General features: G+C 71.3%; 25 protein-coding genes. 13 read left to right on the top strand and 12 right to left on the bottom strand.

The window, feature by feature from the left end:
• Positions 1-18: 18 nt before the first annotated feature.
• A complete protein-coding gene (locus OG410_RS06695; protein ID WP_329304044.1) occupies positions 19-489 on the top strand; it encodes a DUF6214 family protein in 471 nt (156 codons plus the stop codon).
• On the opposite strand, the gene OG410_RS06690 is transcribed toward OG410_RS06695, so the two are convergent.
• The 5 genes from OG410_RS06690 to OG410_RS06670 all read right to left on the bottom strand — a co-directional run bounded on the left by OG410_RS06690 (position 474) and on the right by OG410_RS06670 (position 4,338).
• Complete coding sequence (locus OG410_RS06690) at positions 474-1,259, bottom strand: TetR/AcrR family transcriptional regulator (protein ID WP_329298281.1); 786 nt, start codon at positions 1,257-1,259, stop codon at positions 474-476. The two genes, OG410_RS06695 and OG410_RS06690, sit on opposite strands and share 16 nt — an antisense overlap.
• 181 nt (positions 1,260-1,440) lie before the next feature.
• Positions 1,441-1,677: a hypothetical protein gene (locus OG410_RS06685; RefSeq protein ID WP_329298280.1), complete on the bottom strand. Its 237-nt coding sequence runs from the start codon at positions 1,675-1,677 to the stop codon at positions 1,441-1,443.
• Positions 1,678-1,854: 177 nt separating this feature from the next.
• Positions 1,855-2,559 carry an HAD family hydrolase gene (locus OG410_RS06680; protein ID WP_329298279.1) on the bottom strand — a complete coding sequence of 235 codons (705 nt, stop codon included), beginning with the start codon at positions 2,557-2,559 and terminating at the stop codon, positions 1,855-1,857.
• Positions 2,560-2,681: 122 nt separating this feature from the next.
• On the bottom strand, positions 2,682-3,617 hold the full coding sequence (locus OG410_RS06675) for a M56 family metallopeptidase (protein ID WP_329298278.1): 936 nt from the start codon (positions 3,615-3,617) through the stop codon (positions 2,682-2,684).
• Between the two features lie 172 nt (positions 3,618-3,789).
• Positions 3,790-4,338: a DUF5134 domain-containing protein gene (locus tag OG410_RS06670; RefSeq protein ID WP_329298277.1), complete on the bottom strand. Its 549-nt coding sequence runs from the start codon at positions 4,336-4,338 to the stop codon at positions 3,790-3,792.
• Positions 4,339-4,571: 233 nt separating this feature from the next.
• Here OG410_RS06670 and OG410_RS06665 point away from each other — a divergent pair, with 233 nt between their 5' ends.
• Positions 4,572-6,215 carry an FUSC family protein gene (locus OG410_RS06665; protein ID WP_329298276.1) on the top strand — a complete coding sequence of 548 codons (1,644 nt, stop codon included), beginning with the start codon at positions 4,572-4,574 and terminating at the stop codon, positions 6,213-6,215.
• Positions 6,212-6,817 (top strand): MarR family winged helix-turn-helix transcriptional regulator, encoded by a 606-nt coding sequence (locus tag OG410_RS06660; protein WP_329298275.1) that lies wholly within the window; start codon positions 6,212-6,214, stop codon positions 6,815-6,817. The genes OG410_RS06665 and OG410_RS06660 overlap by 4 nt, the downstream gene beginning before the upstream one ends.
• A gap of 166 nt (positions 6,818-6,983) precedes the next feature.
• On the opposite strand, the gene OG410_RS06655 is transcribed toward OG410_RS06660, so the two are convergent.
• The 3 genes from OG410_RS06655 to OG410_RS06645 all read right to left on the bottom strand — a co-directional run bounded on the left by OG410_RS06655 (position 6,984) and on the right by OG410_RS06645 (position 8,984).
• Positions 6,984-7,376, bottom strand: coding sequence for a VOC family protein (locus OG410_RS06655; RefSeq protein ID WP_329298274.1), 393 nt, complete (start codon positions 7,374-7,376; stop codon positions 6,984-6,986).
• 256 nt (positions 7,377-7,632) lie between these two features.
• Complete coding sequence (locus OG410_RS06650; protein ID WP_329298273.1) at positions 7,633-8,400, bottom strand: VOC family protein; 768 nt, start codon at positions 8,398-8,400, stop codon at positions 7,633-7,635.
• A gap of 197 nt (positions 8,401-8,597) precedes the next feature.
• A complete protein-coding gene (locus OG410_RS06645; RefSeq protein WP_329298272.1) occupies positions 8,598-8,984 on the bottom strand; it encodes a VOC family protein in 387 nt (128 codons plus the stop codon).
• Between the two features lie 154 nt (positions 8,985-9,138).
• Here OG410_RS06645 and OG410_RS06640 point away from each other — a divergent pair, with 154 nt between their 5' ends.
• Entirely contained in the window at positions 9,139-9,681 is a 543-nt protein-coding gene (locus OG410_RS06640) for a GNAT family N-acetyltransferase (RefSeq protein ID WP_329298271.1), read from the top strand.
• Positions 9,682-9,800: 119 nt separating this feature from the next.
• On the opposite strand, the gene OG410_RS06635 is transcribed toward OG410_RS06640, so the two are convergent.
• Positions 9,801-10,484, bottom strand: coding sequence for a glycerophosphodiester phosphodiesterase (locus OG410_RS06635; RefSeq protein ID WP_329298270.1), 684 nt, complete (start codon positions 10,482-10,484; stop codon positions 9,801-9,803).
• Positions 10,485-10,930: 446 nt separating this feature from the next.
• On the opposite strand from OG410_RS06635, the gene OG410_RS06630 reads away from it, so the two are divergent.
• The 4 genes from OG410_RS06630 to OG410_RS06615 all read left to right on the top strand — a co-directional run bounded on the left by OG410_RS06630 (position 10,931) and on the right by OG410_RS06615 (position 14,862).
• Positions 10,931-12,328 (top strand): DUF6421 family protein, encoded by a 1,398-nt coding sequence (locus OG410_RS06630; RefSeq protein WP_329298269.1) that lies wholly within the window; start codon positions 10,931-10,933, stop codon positions 12,326-12,328.
• Between the two features lie 41 nt (positions 12,329-12,369).
• Entirely contained in the window at positions 12,370-13,125 is a 756-nt protein-coding gene (locus OG410_RS06625; RefSeq protein ID WP_329298268.1) for an SDR family NAD(P)-dependent oxidoreductase, read from the top strand.
• Positions 13,122-14,195, top strand: a complete 1,074-nt coding sequence (locus tag OG410_RS06620) for a threonine aldolase family protein (protein ID WP_329298267.1) — start codon at positions 13,122-13,124, stop codon at positions 14,193-14,195. Before OG410_RS06625 ends, OG410_RS06620 begins: the two co-directional genes overlap by 4 nt.
• 94 nt (positions 14,196-14,289) lie before the next feature.
• Positions 14,290-14,862, top strand: a complete 573-nt coding sequence (locus OG410_RS06615; protein ID WP_329298266.1) for a transglutaminase domain-containing protein — start codon at positions 14,290-14,292, stop codon at positions 14,860-14,862.
• 37 nt (positions 14,863-14,899) lie between these two features.
• On the opposite strand, the gene OG410_RS06610 is transcribed toward OG410_RS06615, so the two are convergent.
• Complete coding sequence (locus OG410_RS06610) at positions 14,900-15,628, bottom strand: lysophospholipid acyltransferase family protein (protein WP_329298265.1); 729 nt, start codon at positions 15,626-15,628, stop codon at positions 14,900-14,902.
• A gap of 185 nt (positions 15,629-15,813) precedes the next feature.
• Positions 15,814-16,230 (bottom strand): DUF4395 domain-containing protein, encoded by a 417-nt coding sequence (locus OG410_RS06605; RefSeq protein WP_329298264.1) that lies wholly within the window; start codon positions 16,228-16,230, stop codon positions 15,814-15,816.
• A 75-nt stretch (positions 16,231-16,305) separates the two neighbouring features.
• On the opposite strand from OG410_RS06605, the gene OG410_RS06600 reads away from it, so the two are divergent.
• The 4 genes from OG410_RS06600 (at position 16,306) to OG410_RS06585 (ending at position 19,545) form a co-directional block, all read left to right on the top strand.
• A complete protein-coding gene (locus tag OG410_RS06600; RefSeq protein ID WP_329298263.1) occupies positions 16,306-16,719 on the top strand; it encodes a TlpA family protein disulfide reductase in 414 nt (137 codons plus the stop codon).
• Between the two features lie 242 nt (positions 16,720-16,961).
• Positions 16,962-17,471, top strand: coding sequence for a flavin reductase family protein (locus OG410_RS06595; protein WP_329298262.1), 510 nt, complete (start codon positions 16,962-16,964; stop codon positions 17,469-17,471).
• 229 nt (positions 17,472-17,700) lie between these two features.
• Complete coding sequence (locus OG410_RS06590) at positions 17,701-18,486, top strand: electron transfer flavoprotein subunit beta/FixA family protein (protein WP_329298261.1); 786 nt, start codon at positions 17,701-17,703, stop codon at positions 18,484-18,486.
• A gap of 96 nt (positions 18,487-18,582) precedes the next feature.
• The gene (locus tag OG410_RS06585) at positions 18,583-19,545 is read left to right on the top strand and encodes an electron transfer flavoprotein subunit alpha/FixB family protein (RefSeq protein ID WP_329298260.1); all 963 of its coding nucleotides are present in this window, start codon (positions 18,583-18,585) and stop codon (positions 19,543-19,545) included.
• Positions 19,546-19,630: 85 nt separating this feature from the next.
• Here the strand turns inward: OG410_RS06585 and OG410_RS06580 are convergent, their stop codons facing one another.
• Positions 19,631-20,524 (bottom strand): endonuclease/exonuclease/phosphatase family protein, encoded by an 894-nt coding sequence (locus OG410_RS06580; RefSeq protein ID WP_329298259.1) that lies wholly within the window; start codon positions 20,522-20,524, stop codon positions 19,631-19,633.
• Between the two features lie 243 nt (positions 20,525-20,767).
• Between OG410_RS06580 and OG410_RS06575 the strand changes: the two genes are divergently transcribed.
• The gene (locus tag OG410_RS06575) at positions 20,768-22,072 is read left to right on the top strand and encodes a DUF6986 family protein (protein ID WP_329298258.1); all 1,305 of its coding nucleotides are present in this window, start codon (positions 20,768-20,770) and stop codon (positions 22,070-22,072) included.
• The last annotated feature ends 14 nt before the right edge of the window (positions 22,073-22,086 follow it).

Here is a 22,086-nt window from a genome sequence, read left to right as displayed (position 1 = left end):
TGCCGCGCGGACGGCGACGTGTCCGTGTGGCCCGCCTGGGAAGTGCGGGAGTCCACGTCGGGCGTCATGTCCTGGTTCAACGTCCGGCTGGCCTTCACCGACGGTGCCCGGGTCGATCTGCTCGCCGTGCTGTCGGAGGAGGCACTGTCGATCGAGGACGTACGGGCCGAGCCGCCCCTCTCGCTGGACGACCTCGCCGTGGTCGCCGAGTGGATCGAGGAGCCGCTGTCCGAGGCGTGCGGCAGCCGCCTCGGCTCCGGCCGCGACCAGGACCGGGAGAGTCAGGCTCGGCGCGCCCGCCCCACCTGGCCGCGCGGCGCCGAGGGCAGGCTGCTGGTCGCGGAGGAGTACCGGGCGGCGCAGAAGGAGGGCGCGGACCCGGTGCTCGCCGTCATGGACGCCACCGGCCACAGCCGCCGCAAGTCCCTGAGGCTGATCGCCGGGGCGCGGGACGCGGGGTTCCTGACGCCTCGTCACGCCCGCCGCTGACCCCCGGGGCCGGACGCCCGCTCGTGCTTCCCTCGCGCGAGCCCGGTGTCCGGACCCGGCGGCACACCGCGCTCGGCGTCCCCGCGGCCCGGCTGCCTGGACGGACCGGCCTCGGGCTCCGGATCGGTCGCGAAGAAGCGGGACAGATCCGTCTCGCGGGGGCCGTCCGACGCCTCGGCGTCCGGCGGCACCCCCATCTCCCAGTCCAGCCGGTAGCGCTTGAAGAGTTCGGCCCTCAGCACCGGGACCTTCATCGGCACACCCGGCACCAGCGCCGCGTAGACCGCGCCCATGAGCAGGGCGCGCAGCATCGGGTAGTCGGCCGAGACCTGCTGCGACCCGTAGCGTGCCACGGTGTCCCCGAGCAGCTCGGAGAGCCGCACCTGTTCGGGGCACTGGACGAAACCCTCGGCCTGGAGCAGACCGGCCATGTGCTGCCGCATCAGCACCGGCTGATCCCGGGCCAGGCGCAGGATCGCGTCGATGACCCGCGCCATCCGCTCCCGGCCGTCCTCGCTGCGCGGTTCGCGTTCGAGGGCTTCCTCCAGGGTGCGATGCATCAGCCGGTGCACCGCGGACTGGAGGAGCTGGCGTTTGCCGGGGAAGTAGTACGAGACGAGTCCGCGCGCCGATCCCGCGCGATCCGCGATGTCCCCGAGCGTCGTGGCGTCGTAACCACGCTCGCTCACCAGCTCGACCGCGGCTTGCAGCAGACGTTCCCGGGAACGCCGCCGCAACTCTTCATTGACCGAGGCGCTTCGCGGGGACATGCTGTAACTCCTGCGTTGACTGGCTGCCAGCCAACTATACTCAACGCATTCGGATCCAGGCCCTTCGCGGGTCGGTTCCGGGCTGCCGCCGACCTGGGGCGACGCGGGGGATCGCCTCAGGTCGGACGAGCGGCAGCGGGCGCCGGTGGAGTGCTGTTCGCTCCGCGGCAGTCCGCGGACTTCATGGGCCGTGGTTCCCCGTCTCGGGCGTCTCGGTCATGACGCCCGGATGCGGGCGCCGGTGCGCGGAGCGGTAGGCGCGTCGCCAGTTGGTGACCATGTACCAGCCGACCGACAGGCTCAGCAGCACATTGCCGACGAGGGTCTCCCTGTCGTCGCTGCGAACCGTGTTGAGGAGACCGGCGGCGGTGACACAGGTGAGGAAGCCGGCGAGGAGGATCCAGAGCGCTGTCTTCATTACGGACCTCGGGACTGTATGACGGAGGCGCCAACTTAGCCATGGATCCCGAATTGCGAGGCGTTTGGCCTGTGTTGGCCAAAACTTGACCACATCGGCCCGCCTGGGGCCAGAAGCCGCCGGCCTGACGAAGTGTGCCTGGGCCCGCGGGTGTCCGGAGCCCGTGGCGCCGGCACGTCAGTCCGTGTCCACCAGGTCGAGCACCGGCCGCAGTCCGTCCGGGCGGTCCGTCGCCGGCAGGTGGTCGACGAAATACAAGGCGCAGCCCAGGGCCGCCGCACCGCCGTCCGCCGTGCGGTCGTCGCCGACCATCAGGGTGTTCTCCGGGGCGATGCCGAGTTCGGCGCAGGCGGTCGCGAAGAGCCGCGGATCCGGTTTCTGGACGCCGTGCTCGTACGACAGGACATAGGTTCCGACGAACGGGTCGAGGCCGTGTTCACGGAAGACGGGCCGCAGGTCCCAGCCGATGTTGCTGACCACCCCGACGGCGAGACCCCGCTCGCGCAGCGCGCCGAGCACCTCGGCGGCGTCGGGATAGGGCTTCCAGGCGGCGGGCCGCATCTGGCGCTCGTACAGCGCGTCGTGCAGAGCGGGATCGGGCAGCGCCACCTGCCGGGACAGACCGGTGAACGCCGCTCTGTGCTGCTCGGCACCGCGGTCGCGGTTCTCCCACAGGGCGACGAGGTGATCCGGCACCGGCCGCGCCGGACGGGCTCCGCCCGCGAGCGCGCCCGCCGCCTCCAAGGCGCGCGCCTTCTCGGTCAACTCCGGCTCCGGGAGCGGGTGACCGGTCTCCGCGAGCACCGCGCGCAGCCATGATTCCGTGTCCTCGACGCGGAAGAGGGTCCCGGAGAAGTCGAAGAGCACACCGTTGAAGGTCATGCGGGAGATCTTTCGCGGGGTATCCCGCGGTGGTCAAGGAGCCCCGGTCCCGCGAACCCCGCACGGGAGTCCGAGGTGCCGCCGACCGGGCCGACGAACCCGGCGGGACTGACGGGGCCGGCCTAACCCAGTGCCCGCAGGCCCGGTACGAACGCCACGAGTACCGGGACCACCGGTACCAGCGCGGCCGCCGCCGTCAGTTGCAGCCGACGGGCCGTCGTGAGCCGGTCCCGGGGGGTGAGGAGGCGGTCCACGCGCTGGGGGACATGGGCGCCCGGGGCCTGTCCGGGTCCGAACACGCCCCGGTCCTCGTTGAGTTCGACCAGGGCGAGAGCGATCGTGAGCCGGCCGAAGCGACGCGACGCCACGTCGTCGGCGGCGAGTTCGACCAGCCGGTGCATCTCGTCGCGGAACGCGGCGAAGACGGGAACCTGCGGGAACCCGTTGGCCAGCGCGGCCGAACAGTGCAGCAGCCAGTCGTGCCGGGCCCGCGCGTGTCCCTGCTCATGGGCCAGTACGGCATCGAGCTGACGTCCCTTGAGGCGGCGCAACGCGGCGGTGGTGATGACCAGTTGGGGAGCCGTGCCGGGCAGCCACCAGGCGTCGGGGCGCTCTCCCTCCAGTACCACCAGACGATCTTCGCCGGATTCCTCACCGGGCAACAGCGGGGCCCGCACCAGGAGTTCGGACCGGCTCTGCCGACGGCGCAGCCGCGCCCGTACGATCTCGCGCGCCAGCATCGCCGCGGTCCAGGCGCCGCCGCACGCGAGTGCCACGGCCGTGGCGGCGGCCCAGGGGCCGCCGGCACTCGGCGCGTAGGCGTCGACGACCGACGCCGGTGCGCCGCCGAAGACATGACCGCGCACGGCCACCCAGGCGGCGGACGCGCTCAGCGTCATCGACAGGACGCAGCACAGCAGTACGGCCGCCACCACGCACTGCCACACCCACAGGGCGACCACGGGTTCCCGGTCCGGCCAGTCGGCCCGTGCGAGCAGTCGCGGAGCGACCACGGAGGCAAGGGCGCCGAGCAGCAACAGTGCCGCGGGGACCATCATGGCCGAAGCCTATGAGCGGGGCCCGCCGCTGGATACGGCCAACGACCCCAAGTGACGTACGCCACGGGTTCGTACCGTGCCCGGACTCCCTCCCGGGCACCCCCGGCCCCGGCGTGCGACCGCGCGTCAGGGGCGCGGCCCCGGGCCTCCGGAAGCCGGAGCGTGACCGACGTCAGAGCGTGACCAGCATCGCCAGCATCGCGATCCCCATCGACAGGCGGCAGGCCTGGGAGAGTTCGGGGCGGTCGCCCCAGCCGACGACGCGTGCCGTCGGGCCCGACGCGACGGCCGTCGGCAGAAGACGGATGCCCGAGCGGAGCACGTAGCCGGTGAAGTACAGCAGGAGCACGCCGGTGAGGGCGGGGGCACCGGTGCCGCCGTGGACGTGGTGGGCCGGGGCGGTGGTCATCACCGCGGCCATGTAGACCATCGCGAGGGTGCCCATCAGATGGTGCAGATGGTGTCCGCCGCCGCGGGCCGTCCACAGCGCGCGCAGCGCGGCGACGCCGAAGACGGCCGCGCAGGCGAGCCAGGCCCAGCGCGGCGGCGTCACCGCGGCCGCCGGTACGGCCATCGCGGCCATGCCGAACCCCATGAGCGCCTCGCCGCCCGCGGTGCGGCGTTGTTCCTCGACGGGGCTGCGCATGCGCAGCAGGCAGTAGGCCCCCGTCGCCGCGCACAGCGCGACGAGCAGCCAGCCGGGTGAAGCCGGTCCGTGCACCGCGTACCTCCCCGCAAGACGATGTCGGACGCGCGACGCGGGACACGCGATGCCGGGCGGAGAGTGCCGGGCAGCGGTGCCGGACATCGGACGGTCGGTCAGGGCATGCCCCGGGCAGCCGGTGCGCATACGAGCGCAGGGTTGTACACGGGGGAGCATGCGGGAGTGCACCGCAGGCGGGAGCCGCTTCGAGAAACTATTTTACAGATAAAACACCTGCTAAGGTTATCGTCATGAGCAGTGCGACCCCTCTCCGTCCCTCGCGCGCCCGGCGGCTTCCGCTGGCGGGCGTGCTGCGCCTCGGCAGGCCCTCCGACATCTGGTTCAAGCCCGCCCTGAGCGTCGTCGTCGCGGTCGCCCCGCCGAATCTGACGCTGCTGGCGCTCGGCCGGCTGGACCTGGCGATGTACACCATGGCCGGGTCCCTCTGCGCGCTCTACGCCCACAGCCGCCCGTACGCCGCACGGGCCCGAGTCCTCGCCTGGGTGGTCGCCGGAATGCTCGGCGGACTCGGCGTCGCGCTCGTTGCGGCCTCGCTCACCACGAACGCCGTCGCGCTGGTCACCGTCGGCGCGCTGCTGGCCGCCGCTCAGAAGGCCCTGTGCGACGCCACGCGCATCGGCCCGCCGGGGCATGTCGTCCTCGCCTTCATCTCCTCGGCGTCCCTGTTCGCACCGCAGAGCCTCGGACAGGTGCCGGGCCACCTCGCGCTGGGCGCGGCGGCGGGAGCCTGGGCCTGGATCGTCGGCATGGCCCCCGGGCTCGTACGCCCGCACGGCCCGGAACGGCGTGCCACCGCGCACGCGCTGAACGCCGCCGCCGTGTCCGTCGGGGCCCCGGACGACGCCCGTGCCCGCGCCGCCGCGGCCGCCGCCGTGCACACCGCCTGGCAGTCGCTGCTGTCCACGGGAGCCCGCTCCGCGCCCCGACGCGCCCTCGAACGGCTCGTCGTACGGGCCGAGGTCGCGCTCGCCGCACCCGCCGACACGGACCCCGAACGGTTGCGTGGCTGGGCCCGCGAACTGTCCGGCACCGGACCCGTCCCGCGCCCCGACGGACTCGGCGACGCCGCGGACGAACTCCTCGGCGTCGAGGCCGCCCTCGCCTTCGGGGAACCGCCCCTGCTCGCCCGACTCGGCCCGCTCGCCCCCATCGCCCTGCGCACCGCGCTCGGCTGCGCCCTCGCCGGATACGCCTCGCTCGCGCTCGGCGTCGGCCGCCCCTACTGGGCCCTGGTCACCGCCGCCTCCCTCTACCAGGCCAACGTCACCCTGACCTGGAGCCGCGGCGTCCAGCGCGTGACCGGCAACCTCCTCGGGGTCGCGGCCTTCGCCGTTCTCCTCCCGCTCGCCCACGCCGGGCGGGCGGCCCTCGTGCTGTGCTGCCTCGCCCTGAACTTCGGCGCCGAGGCACTGATCGGCCGCAACTACTGGCTCGGCAGCGTCTGTGTCACCCCCATGGCCCTGCTGATCACCGAGTTCGCGCACGCCCAGCGGCCCGGGGAGCTGATGACCGACCGGGTCCTGGACACCCTCGTGGGAGCGCTGGTCGGCTTCCTCGCGGCCGTCGCCGTGACCAACAGGCGGGCCGGCGACCGTATCGAAGAGGCGCTCGCCGCAGTGGGGCGGGCCCAGGAACACGCCGCCGGACTGCTCGCCGAGGAGCGGCCCGAGCCCGGCGCCCTGGAGTCGGCCCGCCGCGGTCTGTCCGCCGCCGTCGTGCACCTGCGCTCCGCCGTGGACACCGCGTCGGGCGAATGGCGGAGGCGCGCCCTGCCGGAGGAGCGGGTGATGCGGGCCGAACAGGCCGGACACCGTACGCTCGCCGCGACGGTACGACGCCAGGGACTGCACTGCCGGGAGGGCGCACAGGCATGACGACAGCGGACGGGCGGAGAGCGGCGGACGGCGACCCGACGCCGGACGACGATCCGACGCCGGACGACGATCCGACGCCGGCGCCCGGCGACAAGGTGGTGGCCGACACGGTGGCGGCCGTCGTTCGTCAGTGGGAGAACGTGCGGCCCGATCTCGACACCGGGCCCATGGAGGTGATCGGGCGGGTCAACCGCTGTGCCGCGCTGCTCCAGCAGGCCGAGGACGCGCCGCTGCGCCGGGCCGGGCTCACCCGCCCCGAGTTCGACGTGCTCGGGACGCTGCGCCGCACCGGGCACGAGCTGACCCCCAGCGACATCGCCCGCGAGACCTTCTCCTCGGGTGCCGCCGTCACCAAGCGGCTCAAGCAGCTGACCGAACGCGGCCTCGTCGAGCGGCGCGGCGACACCCGTGACCGCCGTGTCGCACACGTCCGGCTGACCGATGCCGGACGGGACCTGGTCGACTCCGTCCTTCCCGACCAACTCGCCTACGAGACCGTGGTCCTGTCCGGCATCGAGCGGGAACGCCAGCGTGAACTCGCGCGCCTCCTGGGAGAGTTGCTCGGGCAGTTGGAGGGCCGGCTGAGACTGCCGCGCGCCTGACGCCGACCGGAGGGGCCGTCGGTCAGGCAGGGGTCAGTGAGCCCCGCCGGCTGGAGACGCAGGCCGAAGGGCTGGTGTGACCGGTGCTGTGTACTCACGCTGCTGACGGACTCCAGGACGAGGGTCCTGGAGTCCGTGACGGTCGGCCCCCGCGCGAGGCATACGCCTACCGAGGCTGTGTCGCGATCTGGATCAGGTTGCCGCAGGTGTCGTCGAAGACGGCGGTGGTGACAGGGCCCATCGCCAGGGGCTCCTGGGTGAAGCGAACGCCGAGGGCGCGCAGTCGCTCGTACTCCGCCTCTACGTCGTCGACGGCGAACTGGGCGAGCGGGATGCCGTCCTTGACGAGCGCGTCGCGGTAGGGCTTGACGGCCGGGTGGCCGACGGGCTCCAGGAGGAGTTCGGTGCCGCCGGGCTCGTCGGGCGAGACGACGGTCAGCCATCGGTGCTGCTCGCCCAGCGGGACGTCGTGCTTCTTCACGAAGCCGAGGATCTCGGTGTAGAAGTGCTCGGCCTTGGCCTGGTCGTCGACGAAGACGCTGGTCAGATGGATCTTCATGGAGTGCTCTTCTCCGGTCCGGACGGGTCGGGTGTGGGCCGGCGCTCCGCTCTCTGCCGCAACGGGGCTGTCACGACCACAGAACAGGCAAGTATTCACTTGCCTGTCAAGCCGAGGGCTGCGGCCCGCGGGAGGCGGGTCCGGCTCCGTCGAACGATCTGCTCCGCAGACTGCCGCGCACGACCAGTGCGAGCACCCGAGCACCCGAGTACCGGTCACACAGTCCTTTGACCTGCGACTTCAAGGTGGCGGAGGTTCAGTGCTTCGCGCCCTCCGCGTAGATGCCGAAGGCCGCGCCCTGTCTGTCCCGGGCGACGGCCAGGCGGCGGTGGCCTCCCGGCTGGGAGACGGGCTCCATCAGCAGGTGGCCGTCCGCCATGAGGACGGCGTTCGCCGTTTCGTCCACGTCCTCGACGGCGAAGTAGGGCAGCCAGTGCGAGGGAACCTCGTGCGCGAAGTTCTCGTCCATCGTGACCATGCCGCCGAAGTCGGCGCCGTCGACGCCCCACTGCGGGTAGTGCTCCGAGGGCTTCACGGTCCAGCCGAACACCGTCGTGTAGAACTCGGTCACCCGGTCCGGGGCCCGGGTCAGGAGTTCCACCCAGCCGAGCGCGCCGGGCGCGTTGAACAGCCCCGCACCGGGGAAGGCCCGCGCCTGCCACATCTGGAACACGGCGCCGCCCGGGTCGAAGGCGACCGCGAAACGGCCCATGTCCAGCACGTCCATCGGGGCCAGGGCGAGGGTTCCGCCGGCGGCCTGCACGGCCGCCGCGGTCGCGTCCACGTCGGTGACGGCGAACGACACGTTCCAGGCGACGGGCTGCGACTCCTGGTAGATCGGGGTGACCGCCGCGACGGCCGCGTCCCCCAGGTACGCGACGGTGTACCCGCCCGCCTCCTGACGCGGGTCCGTCTCCGGGCGCCAGCCGAACAGGTCGGCGTAGAAGCGCTTGGCGCCCTCCAGGTCGTCGGTACCGAGCTCCGTCCAGCAGGGTCCGCCGGGCACCGGCCTGTCGAGCTTCATGACGTTCCTTCCGCAGCGGGCCCCCTCAGCACGCTAAGCCTGCGGTGCGGCACCGGCCATCCGGACGCCGGTTCCGGATGCCGCGACGGGCCGGTGGCCGTTTTCGTGTGCCGGGCACGTGCCAGGCACCCCTGGCCCGTACACCGGTGGTGCGGGACGATCCACGGGTCCGGCGGATCGTTCGGCGGGCCGGGGACTCAAGGCCGGTAGCGCAGCGGATGATCGGCCGGGATCTCGACGATCACGATCTCGGTCCCGTCCGGGTCCGCGATCCACATCTCGATCAGCCCCCACGGCTCCCGCACCGGCCCGCGCAGCGCCTCGACACCGGCGGCCGTCAGCTCCTCGTGGGCCGCCGCCATGTCCGCGACCTGGAGCCACAGCTTCAGCGCCGGGGAGGGCGGTGTCCCGGAGCGTCCGGCGACCTCCAGGAAGCCACCGCCGAGGAAGTACACGGTCCCGCGCTCGGGTCCCGTACCGAACTCGCGGTAGACGGCGAGGCCGAGCTGTTCACCGTAGAAGACGCGCGAGCGTTCCGGGTCGGTCGGACGCAGAAGAGTCCGGCTGCTCAGTACATGCACCATGCGCCCGGAGCCTACGGCCTGTGTGGGGTGCGCACATCGCGGTGGTGCCGTCCGGGGCACGACGGCATCCCCGCGACCGGCCGGCCGGACGGTCCTGGGGGGCGCGTTACGCTCGGGCGTGCCCCGCCGCACCACCGATCGGAGAACCGCCGCCATGGAAACCGCCACCGCCACCGGACTGACCTTCCGAGATGCTGTCGACAGCGATGTGGACGCCCTGGTCGCGCTGATCCAATCGGCGTACCGAGGGGACTCCAGTCGGGTCGGCTGGACCACGGAAGCGGACATCCTGGCAGGCCAGCGGACCGACGCCGAGGGGATCCGCGCCGTCGTCGAGGCACCCGACAGCCGGCTCCTGACCGTGGAGCGGGACAGCGCGCTCGTCGCCTGCTGCCAGCTGGAGCACCGCGGCGACCACGCGTACTTCGGCATGTTCGCGGTCAGTCCCGCGCTCCAGGGCGGCGGGCTCGGCAAGGTGATCATCGCCGAGGCGGAGCGGACCGTCCGCGAGGTGTGGGGCGCCACGGAGATGCACATGACCGTGATCTCCGTACGCGAGGACCTCATCGCCTGGTACGAGCGGCGCGGTTACGGCCGTACGGGACAGATGACGCCCTTCCCGTACGGCGACGAGCGCTTCGGTGTTCCCCAGCGCGACGACCTGCGCTTCGAACTGCTGGTCAAGCCGCTCGTCTAGGACCTGTCCGGGCGCGGGCCGTTCGACGAGGCCGCACCGCCGTCGGCCGGGCCGCTCGGCGCGTCCTCGCCGAACGGCCCGTGCGTGTCGCCGCGGACGCCGCGGCGCGCTTCGTCCGGCTACGCCGTGAAGCGGCCTGTGCGCTTGATCTCGGGGTAGTCGGTCGTGGCGCCGTCCAGCTCCAGAGCGCGTACCAGCCGGAGCTGGTCCTGGGTGTTCACCACCCAGCCGATGATCTTCAGGTCGGCCTTGCGGGCGTGCTCGACGACCTCCAGGCTCAGCCTGCGGATGTTGAGGCAGACGGTCGCGGCGCCGGCCTCGACGGCGCGGTCCACCACGTCGGTGCCGTAGCGGCTGGCGATCAGCGCGGTACGGACCCCCGGCACCAGCCGGGCGGTCTCGGCGATCGCCTCGTCGTGGAAGGACGACACCTCGACCCGCCCGACCAAATCCTTGCGGTGTATCACCTCGGCCAGCGCCCTGGCCGCCGCCACGTCCTTGATCTCGGCCTGCAACGGCGTCCTGACCGCCTCCAGGACCTCCTCGAAGACGGGGACGCGCTCGCCGTGTCCCGCGTCCAGCGCGCGCAGCTCCGCGAGCGTCTTGTCCGCGATCGGCCCCGAGCCGTCGGTCGTACGGTCCACGTCGGCGTCGTGCATGACGACGAGGGCGCCGTCCTTGCTCAGATGCAGATCGAGTTCGATGAGGTCGAGGCCCGCGTTCTGGGCGGCGATGAAGGAGCGGAGGGTGTTCTCGGGCTCGACACCCATCACTCCGCGATGACCGATGGTGAGGAAGTTCAAGATTCGACTCGCTTCCGTCGACGGCGGCTCGGCGCGCGCGTGGTTCCGGCGGGGCGGCCACGCGCCAGGCCGCAGCCTAATGGCCTGGCTGTGCTGTGTACCCGTTCCTACGCCGTCCAATGGGAGTGTCGGATTCACACGGCGCGGCGCGAGTGCCACTCCCGGGCGCCGCACCCGGGGTGCGGACGCGCGAAGGGACCCCGCGGTCCCCTTCGTGACGGGGCCACGCGTGCGCCGCCAGGGTGAGGGAAGCCGGAGGAGCGGGCGGCGACAGCCGTCGGCCGACGGGACGCTGGGGCGCATGTCCCGCATCGACGGTGTCGAACAGGAAAAAGAGCGGTGAAGGTGGGGGGTGCGCAGGATAATCTCCCGGGTTCCCACTTGCGTAACGGAACCTCGCATACATACGGTGTCCATACGCGAGGTTTTCCTGTGGAGGATGGGACATGACGGAAGTTCTTGTGCAGGTGGGTTCGGAGGAGCGGGTTCCTCCCGTGGCCAGGGTGGTGGAGCACCCGGCATGGCCCGTGCTCAAGGCTGCCGTGGAGCAGATCCGGCCCTGGCAGTCCAAGGACGGCTCCATCGACTTCGAGGCGGAGGGCGCCCCCGCCGCCGCCGACGTCGAAGCCGTCGTGCGCCGTGCGACGGAGGCGATAGACGAGCTCTCCCCGCTGCTGCCCCACGACGTCGCCTACCACGAGGCGCTCGTGAAGGACCTGCGCCGCTGGGCCGACAGCGGCTTCCAGGTGCCCGACTTCCTCGACTCGCTGCTGGCCTTCCAGCCCGCCGCGAACCGTGAGGACGGCCTCCAGCACCTGGTCGTCTTCGCGATGTACACCCAGAACGGCAACCCGGACCGCAACCTCGAAGCGGTCGTGCTGCGCATGGTGTGGCCCGAATGGCTCTCCGAGCTGGAGCGCACCCGCTACGACAACCCGCTGTTCTGCGGCATCACCTTCGAGGACTTCACCGCGGGGTACGACACCAACTCCGCCGTCCTCTTCCCCGAGACGATCGCCGTGCGCGAGGCACCCGAGCGCTTCACCTGGGGCGGGATCTTCTGCGACCGCGAGGCCGCCCGCTTCCGCGCCGTCACCGACGCCGCCGTGGACACCCTGGGCCTCGAACTGCCCGAGGACATCGCCGCCATGGTCCACGACCAGGAGCGCTGCGAGAAGGCCTTCGTGCTCTGGGACATGGTCCACGACCGCACCCACAGCCACGGCGACCTGCCGTTCGACCCCTTCATGATCAAGCAGCGCCAGCCGTTCTGGATGTACGGCCTGGAGGAGCTGCGCTGTGACCTCACCGCCTTCAAGGAGGCCGTGAAGCTGGAGTCCGAGGGCAACGAGCATGGCCGCGACGTGCAGTACGCGGTGCTCTTCGACCGGATGTTCCGCTTCCCCGTCTCCGGCGACCGTGTCCGCAACTACGACGGTCTCGGCGGCCAGCTCCTCTTCGCCTACCTGCACAAGCACGACGTCGTCCGCTGGACCGACAACAAGCTGCACATCGACTGGCAGCGCGCCCCGCAGGTCACCAACCAGCTGTGCTCCGAGATCGAGGACCTCTACCGGGCCGGCATCGACCGCCCCAAGCTCGTCCACTGGTTCAAGGCCTACGAGCTGGTCTCCACCTACCTCGCCCCGCACCCGGGCTCCCGCTGGGCCAAGGGCCCGGACGCGCTCGACCTGTCGCAGCCGCCGCGCAAGCTCGTGGACGACGTGCTTCCGGACGAGTTTCCCCTGAGCATGTTCTATGAGGCGCTCTCCAAGAAGCTGAAGAACGTGATCGCCTCCACCAAGGGCATCACCGCGGCCGGCTCCGAGCGGGTCGCCGCGTGACCGACCGCGGTAGCGAGAACATTGCTCAGGAGGCGAAGACCATGGGGAACGGGGCTCTCAGCGGTGCGGTGATCGCGGTGGCGGGTGCGGGTGGACCCGCCGGCCGTGCGGCACTGCTCAGGCTCGCCGAGGCGGGCGCGACCGTGATCGGCGCGGACAACGACCCGGAGCGGCTGGCGGAGGCCGTGGACGCGGCCCGTTACGCGCACGGCGGCTCCACCGTCGTCGGTGACACCGTCGATCTGCTGGACCTCCAGTCGACCCGCGACTGGGCCGGGCGCATCCAGAAGGACTTCGGCCGGGTGGACGGGCTCGTCCACCTCGTCGGCGGCTGGCGCGGCAGCGAGACCTTCACCAAGACGGTTCTCGACGACTGGGACCTGCTCGAACTCCTGCTGATCCGCACGGTGCAGCACACCACGCTCGCCTTCCACGAGGCGCTGCAGGCCAGCGACCGCGGCCGGTACGTGCTGATCAGCGCCGCCGGCGCGAGCAACCCCACCGCGGGCAACGCCGCCTACTCCGCGGCCAAGGCCGCCGCCGAGGCGTGGACCCTGGCCATGGGGGACTACTTCCGCAAGGCCGGCATCGCCGAGGGCGCGGAGGGCGCGACATCCGCCGCTGCCATCCTGGTGGTGAAGGCGTTGGTGCACGACGCGATGCGCGCCGAGCGGCCGAACGCGAAGTTCGCGGGCTTCACGGACGTCACGGAACTCGCCGAGGCCATCGTCGGCGTCTGGGACCGGCCCGCCGCCGAAGTGAACGGAAAGCGCCTGTGGCTGACCGAGAAGCCGTGAACCCTCCGAAGACCGACGCCCGCCGTCATCACGACCCGGCCGTCCGCGGTTTCGCCAGCGACAACTACGCGGGGACCCACCCCGAGGTGCTCGCCGCCCTGGCTCTGGCCAACGGCGGGCACCAGGTCGCGTACGGAGAGGACGCGTACACGGAGAACCTCCAGGGGATCATCCGCAGTCACTTCGGTGCCGGAGCGGAGGCCTTCCCGGTCTTCAACGGCACCGGCGCGAACGTCGTCGCGCTCCAGGCGGTCACCGACCGCTGGGGCGCGGTGATCTGCGCCGAGAGCGCGCACATCAACGTCGACGAGGGCGGTGCCCCCGAGCGCATGGGCGGCCTCAAGCTGCTCACGGTGCCCACGCCCGACGGCAAGCTCACGCCCGAACTGATCGACAGGCAGGCGTTCGGCTGGGACGACGAGCACCGTGCGATGCCGCAGGTCGTCTCGATCACCCAGAGCACCGAACTGGGCACGCTGTACACGCCCGGCGAGATCCGCGCGATCTGCGACCACGCCCACGCGCACGGCATGAAGGTGCACCTGGACGGGTCCCGGATATCCAACGCCGCCGCATCCCTGGACGTCCCGATGCGGACGTTCACCAACGCGGTCGGCGTCGACATCCTGTCGCTGGGCGGCACCAAGAACGGCGCGCTGTTCGGCGAGGCGGTCGTCGTCCTCAACCAGGACGCCGTCAGCCACATGAAGCACCTGCGCAAGCTGTCCATGCAGCTCGCCTCGAAGATGCGCTTCGTATCGGTGCAGTTGGAGGCGCTGCTGGCCAAGGACCTGTGGCTGCGCAACGCCCGGCACGCCAACGAGATGGCCCAGCGCCTCGCCGAGGGCGTCCGCGCCGTGCACGGAGTGGAGATCCTCTACCCGGTCCAGGCCAACGCGGTCTTCGCCCGGCTCCCGCACGACGTGAGCGAGCGGCTGCAGAAGCGCTACCGCTTCTACTTCTGGGACGAGAGCGCGGGCGACGTCCGCTGGATGTGCGCCTTCGACACGACCGAGGACGACGTCGACGGTTTCGTGGCGGCGCTCAAGGAAGAGATGGCTCAGCGGTAGCAGGACCAGCAGAAGGACCGCACGGCATGCATAGATATGCGGCCATCCGAAAAGTTATTGCTTTCGGGTGGCCGCATTCCTATGCTCTACGGGTATGGAGCTGATCCAGAGAACTAGCGACCTGTCCGCCTATCTGGCCGCCGACGAGGTAGTCGACCACGGTCATCCCCTCGTCCGCGAGACAGCCGCACGACTCGCCAGAGGATCCGTGGACTCGTATGCCTATGCGCGATCGGCGTTCGCATTCGTGCGGGACACCATCCCGCACTCGGCCGATTCCGGCGATCCGCGGGTCACCTGGCGCGCCTCCGACGTCCTGGAGCGGCGTACGGGCATCTGTCACGCCAAGGCGCACGCGCTGGCCGCGCTGCTGCGGGCCGAGGACATTCCCACCGCGTTCTGCTACCAGAAGTTCGAGGTGCTGCACGGTCTCGTCGCCGTACGTCTCGACGGCGCCTGGCACCGGCAGGACCCCCGGGGCAACAAGCCCGGTGTGGACGCCCGGTTCTCGCTCCACGGCGAACGGCTCGCCTTCACGCCCGACCCGGACAACGGCGAGCTGGACTATCCGGAGCTGTATGCCGCACCTCACCCGGCCGTGGTCGGCGCCATGAAGGCCGCCCCGGGCCGGGAGGCACTGCTGCGGACACTTCCCCTCGCGCTGTGAGGCGGGGGGAAGCGTCCCTCGCGGTGAGGGGGAGGGGTCAGCGGGCCTCGGCCGCGCGCACCTCTTCCGGGGTCGGCGCGGTACCGCCGAGGTGGGCGGGCATCCACCATGTGTCGTCCGGCCCCTTGGGGCGTACGGGATAGGCGCGCTGGGCCGATTCGAGCAGTTCCTGGACCCGCTCGCGCAGCCGCCGGGTGATGGCGCCCGCGTACTGGTCCTTCGGGGCCTCCACCGGCTCGCCGACCCGGATGGTGATCGGGGTGTGGCTGCGCTTGAAGTTGCGCGGGTGGCCCTTGGTCCACAGCCGCTGCGTGCCCCACAGGGCCACGGGGATGAGGGGGACGCCGGCCTCCTGGGCCATGCGCGCGGCGCCGGACTTGAAGCTCTTCAGGGTGAACGACTGCGAGATGGTCGCTTCGGGGAAGACGCCGACGATCTCACCGGAACGCAACGACTCCAGCGCGTGCTGGTACGCCGTCTCGCCCTGCTGGCGGTCCACGGGGATGTGCTTCATGCCCCGCATCAGCGGACCGGAGATCTTGTGCCGGAAGACCGACTCCTTCGCCATGAAACGCACCAGGCGCTTCTGCGGCAGAGCGGCCAGGCCGTCGAAGATGAAGTCCAGATAGCTGATGTGGTTACTGACCAGCACGGCGCCGCCCGAGCGCGGAATGTTCTCCGATCCCTTGCAGTCGATCTTGAGGTCCCACGCCTTGAAGAGCGTTTGGGCGAGGCCGACGACGGGGCGGTAGACAAGCTCTGCCATGGACGGGGTGGACCCTTCTCTCTGCCTGGGAAGGGGTCTCCCGGCGGGAAAGTTACGCTGCCGTAGGTTTACGGCAATGCGCAGATCGTGCCCGAAGAACGGACGGGTGGCCAGCCCTGGTGCCATGGAACGGCGAGATCCTCGTCACGTCGCCCCTTGATCCACCTCGGGGTTTTAATTCACCTTTACTTTGGTCGAACCGTCACGCGTCGTACGACCAGGTACATCTCACACCCGAGGCAGTACCCGAACGCGGCATTGAGAAACGCCGCGCCGAGGGCGCACGCGGTTGCCGCCGAGCCCAGCCACGCGGGCCCCACGGTCCAGCCGATCAGGCCCACCACCGCGAAGGCGAGCCCGACCGCCTGCGCGAACCGCGGGGGCTCCGGCGGCTCGAAATCCGTCGGCGGGCCGAGCCGCGGCCGTACGGCCTTCCTGAAGGCCCAGCCGTACGGCGAGCGGGTCACACCGCCCGCGGTGCCCAGGGCGAAGGCGAGTGTCTGCCACGCCAGCAGCCAGACGCTCCCCGTGATCAGCGTGACCGCCAGCACGACGGTGGTGAGCGCCGCGCCGAACCGCGGTCCTCTGGTGTCGATGTCCATGAATCAAGCATTCCGCACCCGGGGCGCCGGGTGACTCCGGGAATCTTTGCGGTCTCGTGAATGCTTGTTCAAGGGATGAACGGACTTGTGGTGTGCGTGGCGGTGCTCGCGGCGGCGAGCGTCTACGGAGTGCTGCACCGGTGGCGGAGCGGGAGGGTGCGGGTGAGCGGGCGCGACGGCGGAAAGCGGCTCGGCGCGGCGGAGCTGGGTCAGGCGCTCGGGGAACGGGCCACGCTCGTGCAGTTCTCCAGCGCCTTCTGTGCCCCCTGCCGGGCCACCCGGCGGGTACTGGGCGAGGTGTCCGGCATGGTCCCCGGCGTGTCGCACGTGGAGATCGACGCCGAGGACCACCTGGACCTCGTACGCGATCTCGGCATCCTCAAGACGCCCACCGTGCTCGTGCTCGACGCCGGCGGGCGGATCGTGCGGCGGGCGACGGGGCAGCCGCGCAAGGCGGACGTCATCGCGGCGCTCGGCGAGGCCGTCTGACCGGCGGCGATCATGGTGAGCCATCTCCCACATGCCCGTACGCCCTTGACTGCGCCCGCCGCCTCTCGTCAGCCTGACCGTATGTCGCCGCACAGCCTTCTTCTCGAGTTCGCCCGCATGGACCCGTCCCGCGCCGCCGGCGCGCGCGGTCCGGGCTGTTGACCGGTCAAGGACCGTCTCCCGCCCCCGGTTCCGCCCGAGCGGCGGGAACCTCACGTCGGCTCTCGCAGAAGGACAGCTCCATGACGGCCATGCCCGGCCTCGGTACCCCACGGCCCGCCTCACCGGATCTGCTGCGCTCCGTGTTCCGGAGGCACGCGGCCGGTGTGGCCGTGATCACCGCCTCGGGTGACCGCGGTCCCGTCGGTTTCACCGCCACCTCGCTCACCTCGGTCTCGGCCGAGCCCCCGGTCGTCTCGTTCGGCATCGGCACCGGCGCCTCCAGCTGGCCCGCGATATCCGAGGCCGGCCATGTCGGCGTGCATGTGCTCGGCGAACACCAGCGGGAGCTGGCCGCCACCTTCGCCCGCAGTGGCGCCGACCGGTTCGGCGCGCCCACCCGTTGGCGTAAGGGGCCCGAGGAAGTTCCGGTGCTCGACGACGTCCTCGCCTGGCTGGTGTGCCGTGTCGTGGCCCGGGTGCCGGCGGGCGACCATCGCATCGTCCTGGCGGAGGTCGTGCTGGGCGATCACTCGGGCGCGGGCGGCCCTCTCCTGTACCACCAGGGCCGGTTCAACGGCCTGCGCGACTGAACCCGCCGGCCGGGCGGCGGGTTTGCTACTCGCCGGTTCTACTCGCTGGTTACACAGCGTTGCGAAGGTCACAGTCCAAAGCGCTTGCTTAGTGTGCGCCCAATGGGTGTACTGGTGAGTAATATTTCGTTCGGAGCGCGGGCCGCCCCGACCGGGATCGGCCGCTTCAGGCGCCTATGCTGCCTGAAAGAAGGCAGCCCAGAAATGACGATGCAGTAGGAGAGCCGGCGTGAGCTTGAGGATCGTTGTCACTGTGAAGTACGTGCCCGACGCCACTGGCGACCGGCACTTCGCCGATGACCTGACCGTCGACCGTGACGACGTGGACGGCCTGCTGTCCGAGCTCGACGAGTACGCCGTCGAGCAGGCGCTGCAGATCGCCGGTGACGCGGACGACGCAGAGATCACCGTGCTGACCGTCGGCCCCGAGGACGCGAAGGACGCGCTGCGCAAGGCGCTGTCCATGGGTGCCGACAAGGCCATCCACGTCGAGGACGACGACCTGCACGGCACCGACGCGGTGGGCACCTCGCTGGTGCTGGCCAAGGCGATCGAGAAGGCCGGCTTCGACCTGGTCATCTCGGGCATGGCGTCCACGGACGGCACCGCGGGCATCGTCCCGGCGCTGCTGGCCGAGCGCCTGGGTGTCCCGCAGGTCACGCTGCTCTCCGAGGTCTCGGTCGAGGACGGCGTGGTCAAGGGCCGCCGTGACGGCGACACCGCCTCCGAGCAGCTGGAGGCCTCCCTGCCCGCGGTCGTGTCGGTGACCGACCAGTCGGGCGAGGCGCGTTACCCGTCCTTCAAGGGCATCATGGCCGCCAAGAAGAAGCCGGTTCAGTCCTGGGACCTCGAGGACCTGGAGATCGAGGCGGACGAGGTCGGCCTCGAGGGCGCCTGGACCAAGGTCGACTCCGCGACCGAGCGTCCGGCGCGCACCGCAGGCACGATCGTCAAGGACGAGGGCGAGGGCGGCAAGCAGCTCGCCGAGTTCCTCGCGGGCCAGAAGTTCATCTAGTCGCCGCGGGTCCGGGGCGCGCCCCCGGACCGTCGCTGCGGCCAAGGTCCACCCCGCTTACCGCCCTCAGACTTCGCAATCCGCAGGAGCATTCCCATGGCTGAAGTTCTTGTCTACGTCGACCACGTGGACGGTGCCGTCCGCAAGCCCACCCTCGAACTGCTGACGCTGGCCCGCCGTATCGGCGAGCCCGTCGCCGTCGCTCTCGGCCCCGGCGCCGAGAACACCGCCGCCGCGCTCGCCGAGCACGGCGCGGTGAAGGTCCTCACGCACGACGCCGCCGAGTACGCCGACTACCTCGTCGTGCCGAAGGTGGACGCGCTGCAGGCCGCGTACGACGCCGTCTCCCCGGCCGCCGTGCTCGTCCCGTCCTCCGCCGAGGGCAAGGAGATCGCGGCCCGCCTCGCGGTCCGTATCGGCTCGGGCATCATCACCGACGCCACCGACCTGGAGGCCGGTGACGAGGGCCCGGTCGCCACGCAGTCCGCGTTCGCCGCCTCCTTCACCACCAAGTCCCGTGTCTCCAAGGGCACCCCGGTCATCACGGTCAAGCCGAACTCGGCCGCCGTGGAGGCCGCCCCGGCCGCCGGCGCCGTCGAGGCCCTCACGGTCACCTTCTCCGACAAGGCCACCGGCACCAAGGTCACCGCCCGCACGCCGCGCGCCTCGACCGGCCGCCCCGAGCTGACCGAGGCCGCGATCGTCGTCTCCGGCGGCCGTGGCGTCAACGGCGCCGAGAACTTCTCGATCATCGAGAACCTCGCCGACTCGCTCGGTGCCGCCGTGGGTGCCTCGCGTGCCGCGGTCGACGCCGGCTGGTACCCGCACACCAACCAGGTGGGCCAGACCGGCAAGTCCGTCTCGCCGCAGCTCTACATCGCCTCCGGCATCTCCGGCGCCATCCAGCACCGCGCCGGCATGCAGACCTCGAAGACGATCGTGGCGATCAACAAGGACGCCGAGGCGCCGATCTTCGACCTGGTCGACTACGGAGTGGTCGGCGACCTCTTCGACGTCGTGCCGCAGCTCACCGAGGAGATCAACACCCGCAAGGGCTGATCCCCGCAGCGCTCGAAGGCCCCCGCGACCGCACCGGTCGCGGGGGCCTTCGCGCATCCAAAAAGCATCCCGTCACCGGCCCCCTTCATCCCAGGGTCAGCGAGGCCCGCACCGGCAGATGGTCGCTCGGGAACCGGCCGTGCAGCGAGAAGGTGTCGATCGACGCCCGGTGCACCTCGACGCCGGGGCCCGCGAGGATCCAGTCGATGCGGTCGCCGTCCGGCGTCAGCGGCGCGTAGCCGTGGAAGGTCGCGTAGAGCCTGCTCCGCGAGGCGGCCGTGTCCCAGGTGTCGGTGAGTCCGGCGCCCAGCAGGATGTCGTAGACCTCGTTCCGGTGCGCCGGCGCGTTGAAGTCGCCGGTGACCAGGCACGGCAGGGACGGATCGAACTCCGCGATCCGTTCGGCGACGAGGGCGGCGGCCCGTGCACGCGCGTACTGGCTCGCGTGGTCCAGATGGGTGTTGAGGACGTGGAACTGCCGTCCGCCGTCCGCCAGATCGCGGAAGCGCACCCAGGTGGCGATGCGGGGGAGCGCGGCGCCCCAGGTGTTCGAGCCGATCACCCGGGGGGTGCCGGAGAGCCAGAACGTGTCGTGCTTCAGCGGGGCCAGACGCCGGGTGTCGTAGAAGAGCGCCACGGACTCGTCGCCGCTGCCGCCCTCCCTGCCGGTGCCGATCCACTCGTAGTGCGGCGCGAGGTCGGCCTCGATGTCGAGCAGCTGCTGGTAGAGGCCTTCCTGGGTGCCGATGACGTGAGGCCGCGTACGGTGCAGCAGCTCACGCATCACCGGACGGCGCACCGCCCAGCTGTTGGGCTCCACGGCGCTCGCGAAGCGCAGGTTGTAGGTCATGACGTCGAGACGGGGGCGGGGGCGTCGGGTGGCGGAGGCCCGCGCGGTGGTGAGGAGGGGCAGGGCGACCGCGGCGGCCACCGCGTTTCTGAGCCCCGCGCGTCTGGTCGGTCTCCTGGAGTCGGGCACGTGTGCTCCTTCGCTCGCGAGTCAGGACGGGGCGCGCACCACGGGAGGGGAAGAAGGAACCGGGAACGTCTGTCCCGGGTGACCGGGACGGGATTCTGTCCCGGTCACCCGGGGCGGGAGTGAACGCGGCGGGGCCGCGGCGTGTCCCGCGGTCCAAGAAGGTGTTGACCCGCGGGAAGCCCGCCGGATAGCTTCATTCAACGGATTGTTGATTCCGTACTGCGGAAAACAGGAGGGTGCCGGATGGGCCAGGGTCAGCAGGAGAAGGTGGCTACGAGCCTCCCGGGCGCCGTCACCGAAGCGGTCGGCGCCTCCCTCGCCGCCGTCGACGCCGAGCTGGAGCGCCGCTATCCAGGAGACCCCGGCACCCGCCAGCCCGTCCATACCGTGTACGTCCCCGGAGACGCGTTCGCCGCCGACACCGTCCGAGCCTGGGGCGACCGCGCCCTCGCCGCTCTCGACGAACACGCCCCCGACGCCGCGTCCTTCGCCGCCGTCCTCGGCCTCGGCGACGAAATCGCAGGGCCCGTCTACGACCGCGTACGCGCCAAGCTGGAGCGCGAACCCGTCGAGGACCTGCGCGTCGACTTCGAGGACGGCTACGGCCCGCGCCCGGACACCGAGGAGGACGCGACGGCGGCCCGCGCGGCCCGGCTGATCGCCGAGGCCTACGAGAACGGCACCGCGGCCCCGTACATGGGCATCCGCATGAAATGCATGGAGGCGCCGGTCCGCGACCGGGGCATCCGTACCCTCGACATCTTCCTGACGGGCCTGATGGAGGCGGGCGGCCTGCCCGAGGGTCTCGTCCTCACCCTGCCCAAGGTGACGTACGCGCGGCAGGTCACCGCGATGGTCAGGCTCCTGGAGGAGTTCGAGAAGGCCCGCGGCCTGGCATCCGGCCGGATCGGCTTCGAGATCCAGATCGAGACCAGCCAGGCCATCCTCGCCACGGACGGCACGGCCACCGTCGCCCGCATGATCCAGGCCGCCGAGGGCCGCGCCACCGGACTGCACTACGGCACCTTCGACTACAGTGCCTGCCTCGGCGTCTCCGCCGCCTACCAGTCGAGCGACCACCCGGCCGCCGATCACGCCAAGGCGATCATGCAGGTCGCGGCCGCCGGCACCGGCGTACGTCTCTCGGACGGCTCCACCAACGTCCTGCCCGTCGGCCCCACCGAGAAGGTCCACGACGCCTGGCGCCTGCACTACGGCCTCACCCGCCGCGCCCTGGCCCGCGCCTACTACCAGGGCTGGGACATGCACCCCGCCCACATCCCGACCCGCTACGCGGCCGTCTTCGCCTTCTACCGCGAGGGCTTCGAACAGGCCGCCGCCCGCCTCTCCCGCTACGCGGGCCACGCCTCCGGCGACGTCATGGACGAACCCGCCACGGCCAAGGCCCTCAGCGGCTACCTCCTCCGCGGCCTGGACTGCGGCGCCCTGACGCCGACGGAGGTGACCCGCGAGTCGGGCCTGACCCGACACGAACTGGAGGGGTTCGCTCGGCCGCGGCGGGGGGACCTGACGGCCTCCGGGCAATGAGGGGCGCCGAGGGG

Source organism: Streptomyces sp. NBC_00659, from assembly GCF_036226925.1.
Lineage (GTDB): Bacteria > Actinomycetota > Actinomycetes > Streptomycetales > Streptomycetaceae > Streptomyces.
The sequence above is the reverse complement of the archived record's forward strand: the minus strand, read 5'-3'. Positions and strand labels throughout refer to the sequence as shown.

Excerpts from the sequence above, each read along its gene's own strand:
- OG410_RS06690 (WP_329298281.1), bottom strand. The coding sequence starts at position 1,259 with ATGTCCCCGCGAAGCGCCTCGGTCAATGAAGAGTTGCGGCGGCGTTCC.
- OG410_RS06685 (WP_329298280.1), bottom strand. The coding sequence starts at position 1,677 with ATGAAGACAGCGCTCTGGATCCTCCTCGCCGGCTTCCTCACCTGTGTC.
- OG410_RS06680 (WP_329298279.1), bottom strand. The coding sequence starts at position 2,559 with ATGACCTTCAACGGTGTGCTCTTCGACTTCTCCGGGACCCTCTTCCGC.
- OG410_RS06675 (WP_329298278.1), bottom strand. The coding sequence starts at position 3,617 with ATGATGGTCCCCGCGGCACTGTTGCTGCTCGGCGCCCTTGCCTCCGTG.
- OG410_RS06665 (WP_329298276.1), top strand. The coding sequence starts at position 4,572 with ATGAGCAGTGCGACCCCTCTCCGTCCCTCGCGCGCCCGGCGGCTTCCG.
- OG410_RS06660 (WP_329298275.1), top strand. The coding sequence starts at position 6,212 with ATGACGACAGCGGACGGGCGGAGAGCGGCGGACGGCGACCCGACGCCG.
- OG410_RS06655 (WP_329298274.1), bottom strand. The coding sequence starts at position 7,376 with ATGAAGATCCATCTGACCAGCGTCTTCGTCGACGACCAGGCCAAGGCC.
- OG410_RS06650 (WP_329298273.1), bottom strand. The coding sequence starts at position 8,400 with ATGAAGCTCGACAGGCCGGTGCCCGGCGGACCCTGCTGGACGGAGCTC.
- OG410_RS06645 (WP_329298272.1), bottom strand. The coding sequence starts at position 8,984 with ATGGTGCATGTACTGAGCAGCCGGACTCTTCTGCGTCCGACCGACCCG.
- OG410_RS06640 (WP_329298271.1), top strand. The coding sequence starts at position 9,139 with ATGGAAACCGCCACCGCCACCGGACTGACCTTCCGAGATGCTGTCGAC.
- OG410_RS06630 (WP_329298269.1), top strand. The coding sequence starts at position 10,931 with ATGACGGAAGTTCTTGTGCAGGTGGGTTCGGAGGAGCGGGTTCCTCCC.
- OG410_RS06625 (WP_329298268.1), top strand. The coding sequence starts at position 12,370 with ATGGGGAACGGGGCTCTCAGCGGTGCGGTGATCGCGGTGGCGGGTGCG.
- OG410_RS06615 (WP_329298266.1), top strand. The coding sequence starts at position 14,290 with ATGGAGCTGATCCAGAGAACTAGCGACCTGTCCGCCTATCTGGCCGCC.
- OG410_RS06610 (WP_329298265.1), bottom strand. The coding sequence starts at position 15,628 with ATGGCAGAGCTTGTCTACCGCCCCGTCGTCGGCCTCGCCCAAACGCTC.
- OG410_RS06605 (WP_329298264.1), bottom strand. The coding sequence starts at position 16,230 with ATGGACATCGACACCAGAGGACCGCGGTTCGGCGCGGCGCTCACCACC.
- OG410_RS06600 (WP_329298263.1), top strand. The coding sequence starts at position 16,306 with ATGAACGGACTTGTGGTGTGCGTGGCGGTGCTCGCGGCGGCGAGCGTC.
- OG410_RS06595 (WP_329298262.1), top strand. The coding sequence starts at position 16,962 with ATGACGGCCATGCCCGGCCTCGGTACCCCACGGCCCGCCTCACCGGAT.
- OG410_RS06585 (WP_329298260.1), top strand. The coding sequence starts at position 18,583 with ATGGCTGAAGTTCTTGTCTACGTCGACCACGTGGACGGTGCCGTCCGC.
- OG410_RS06575 (WP_329298258.1), top strand. The coding sequence starts at position 20,768 with ATGGGCCAGGGTCAGCAGGAGAAGGTGGCTACGAGCCTCCCGGGCGCC.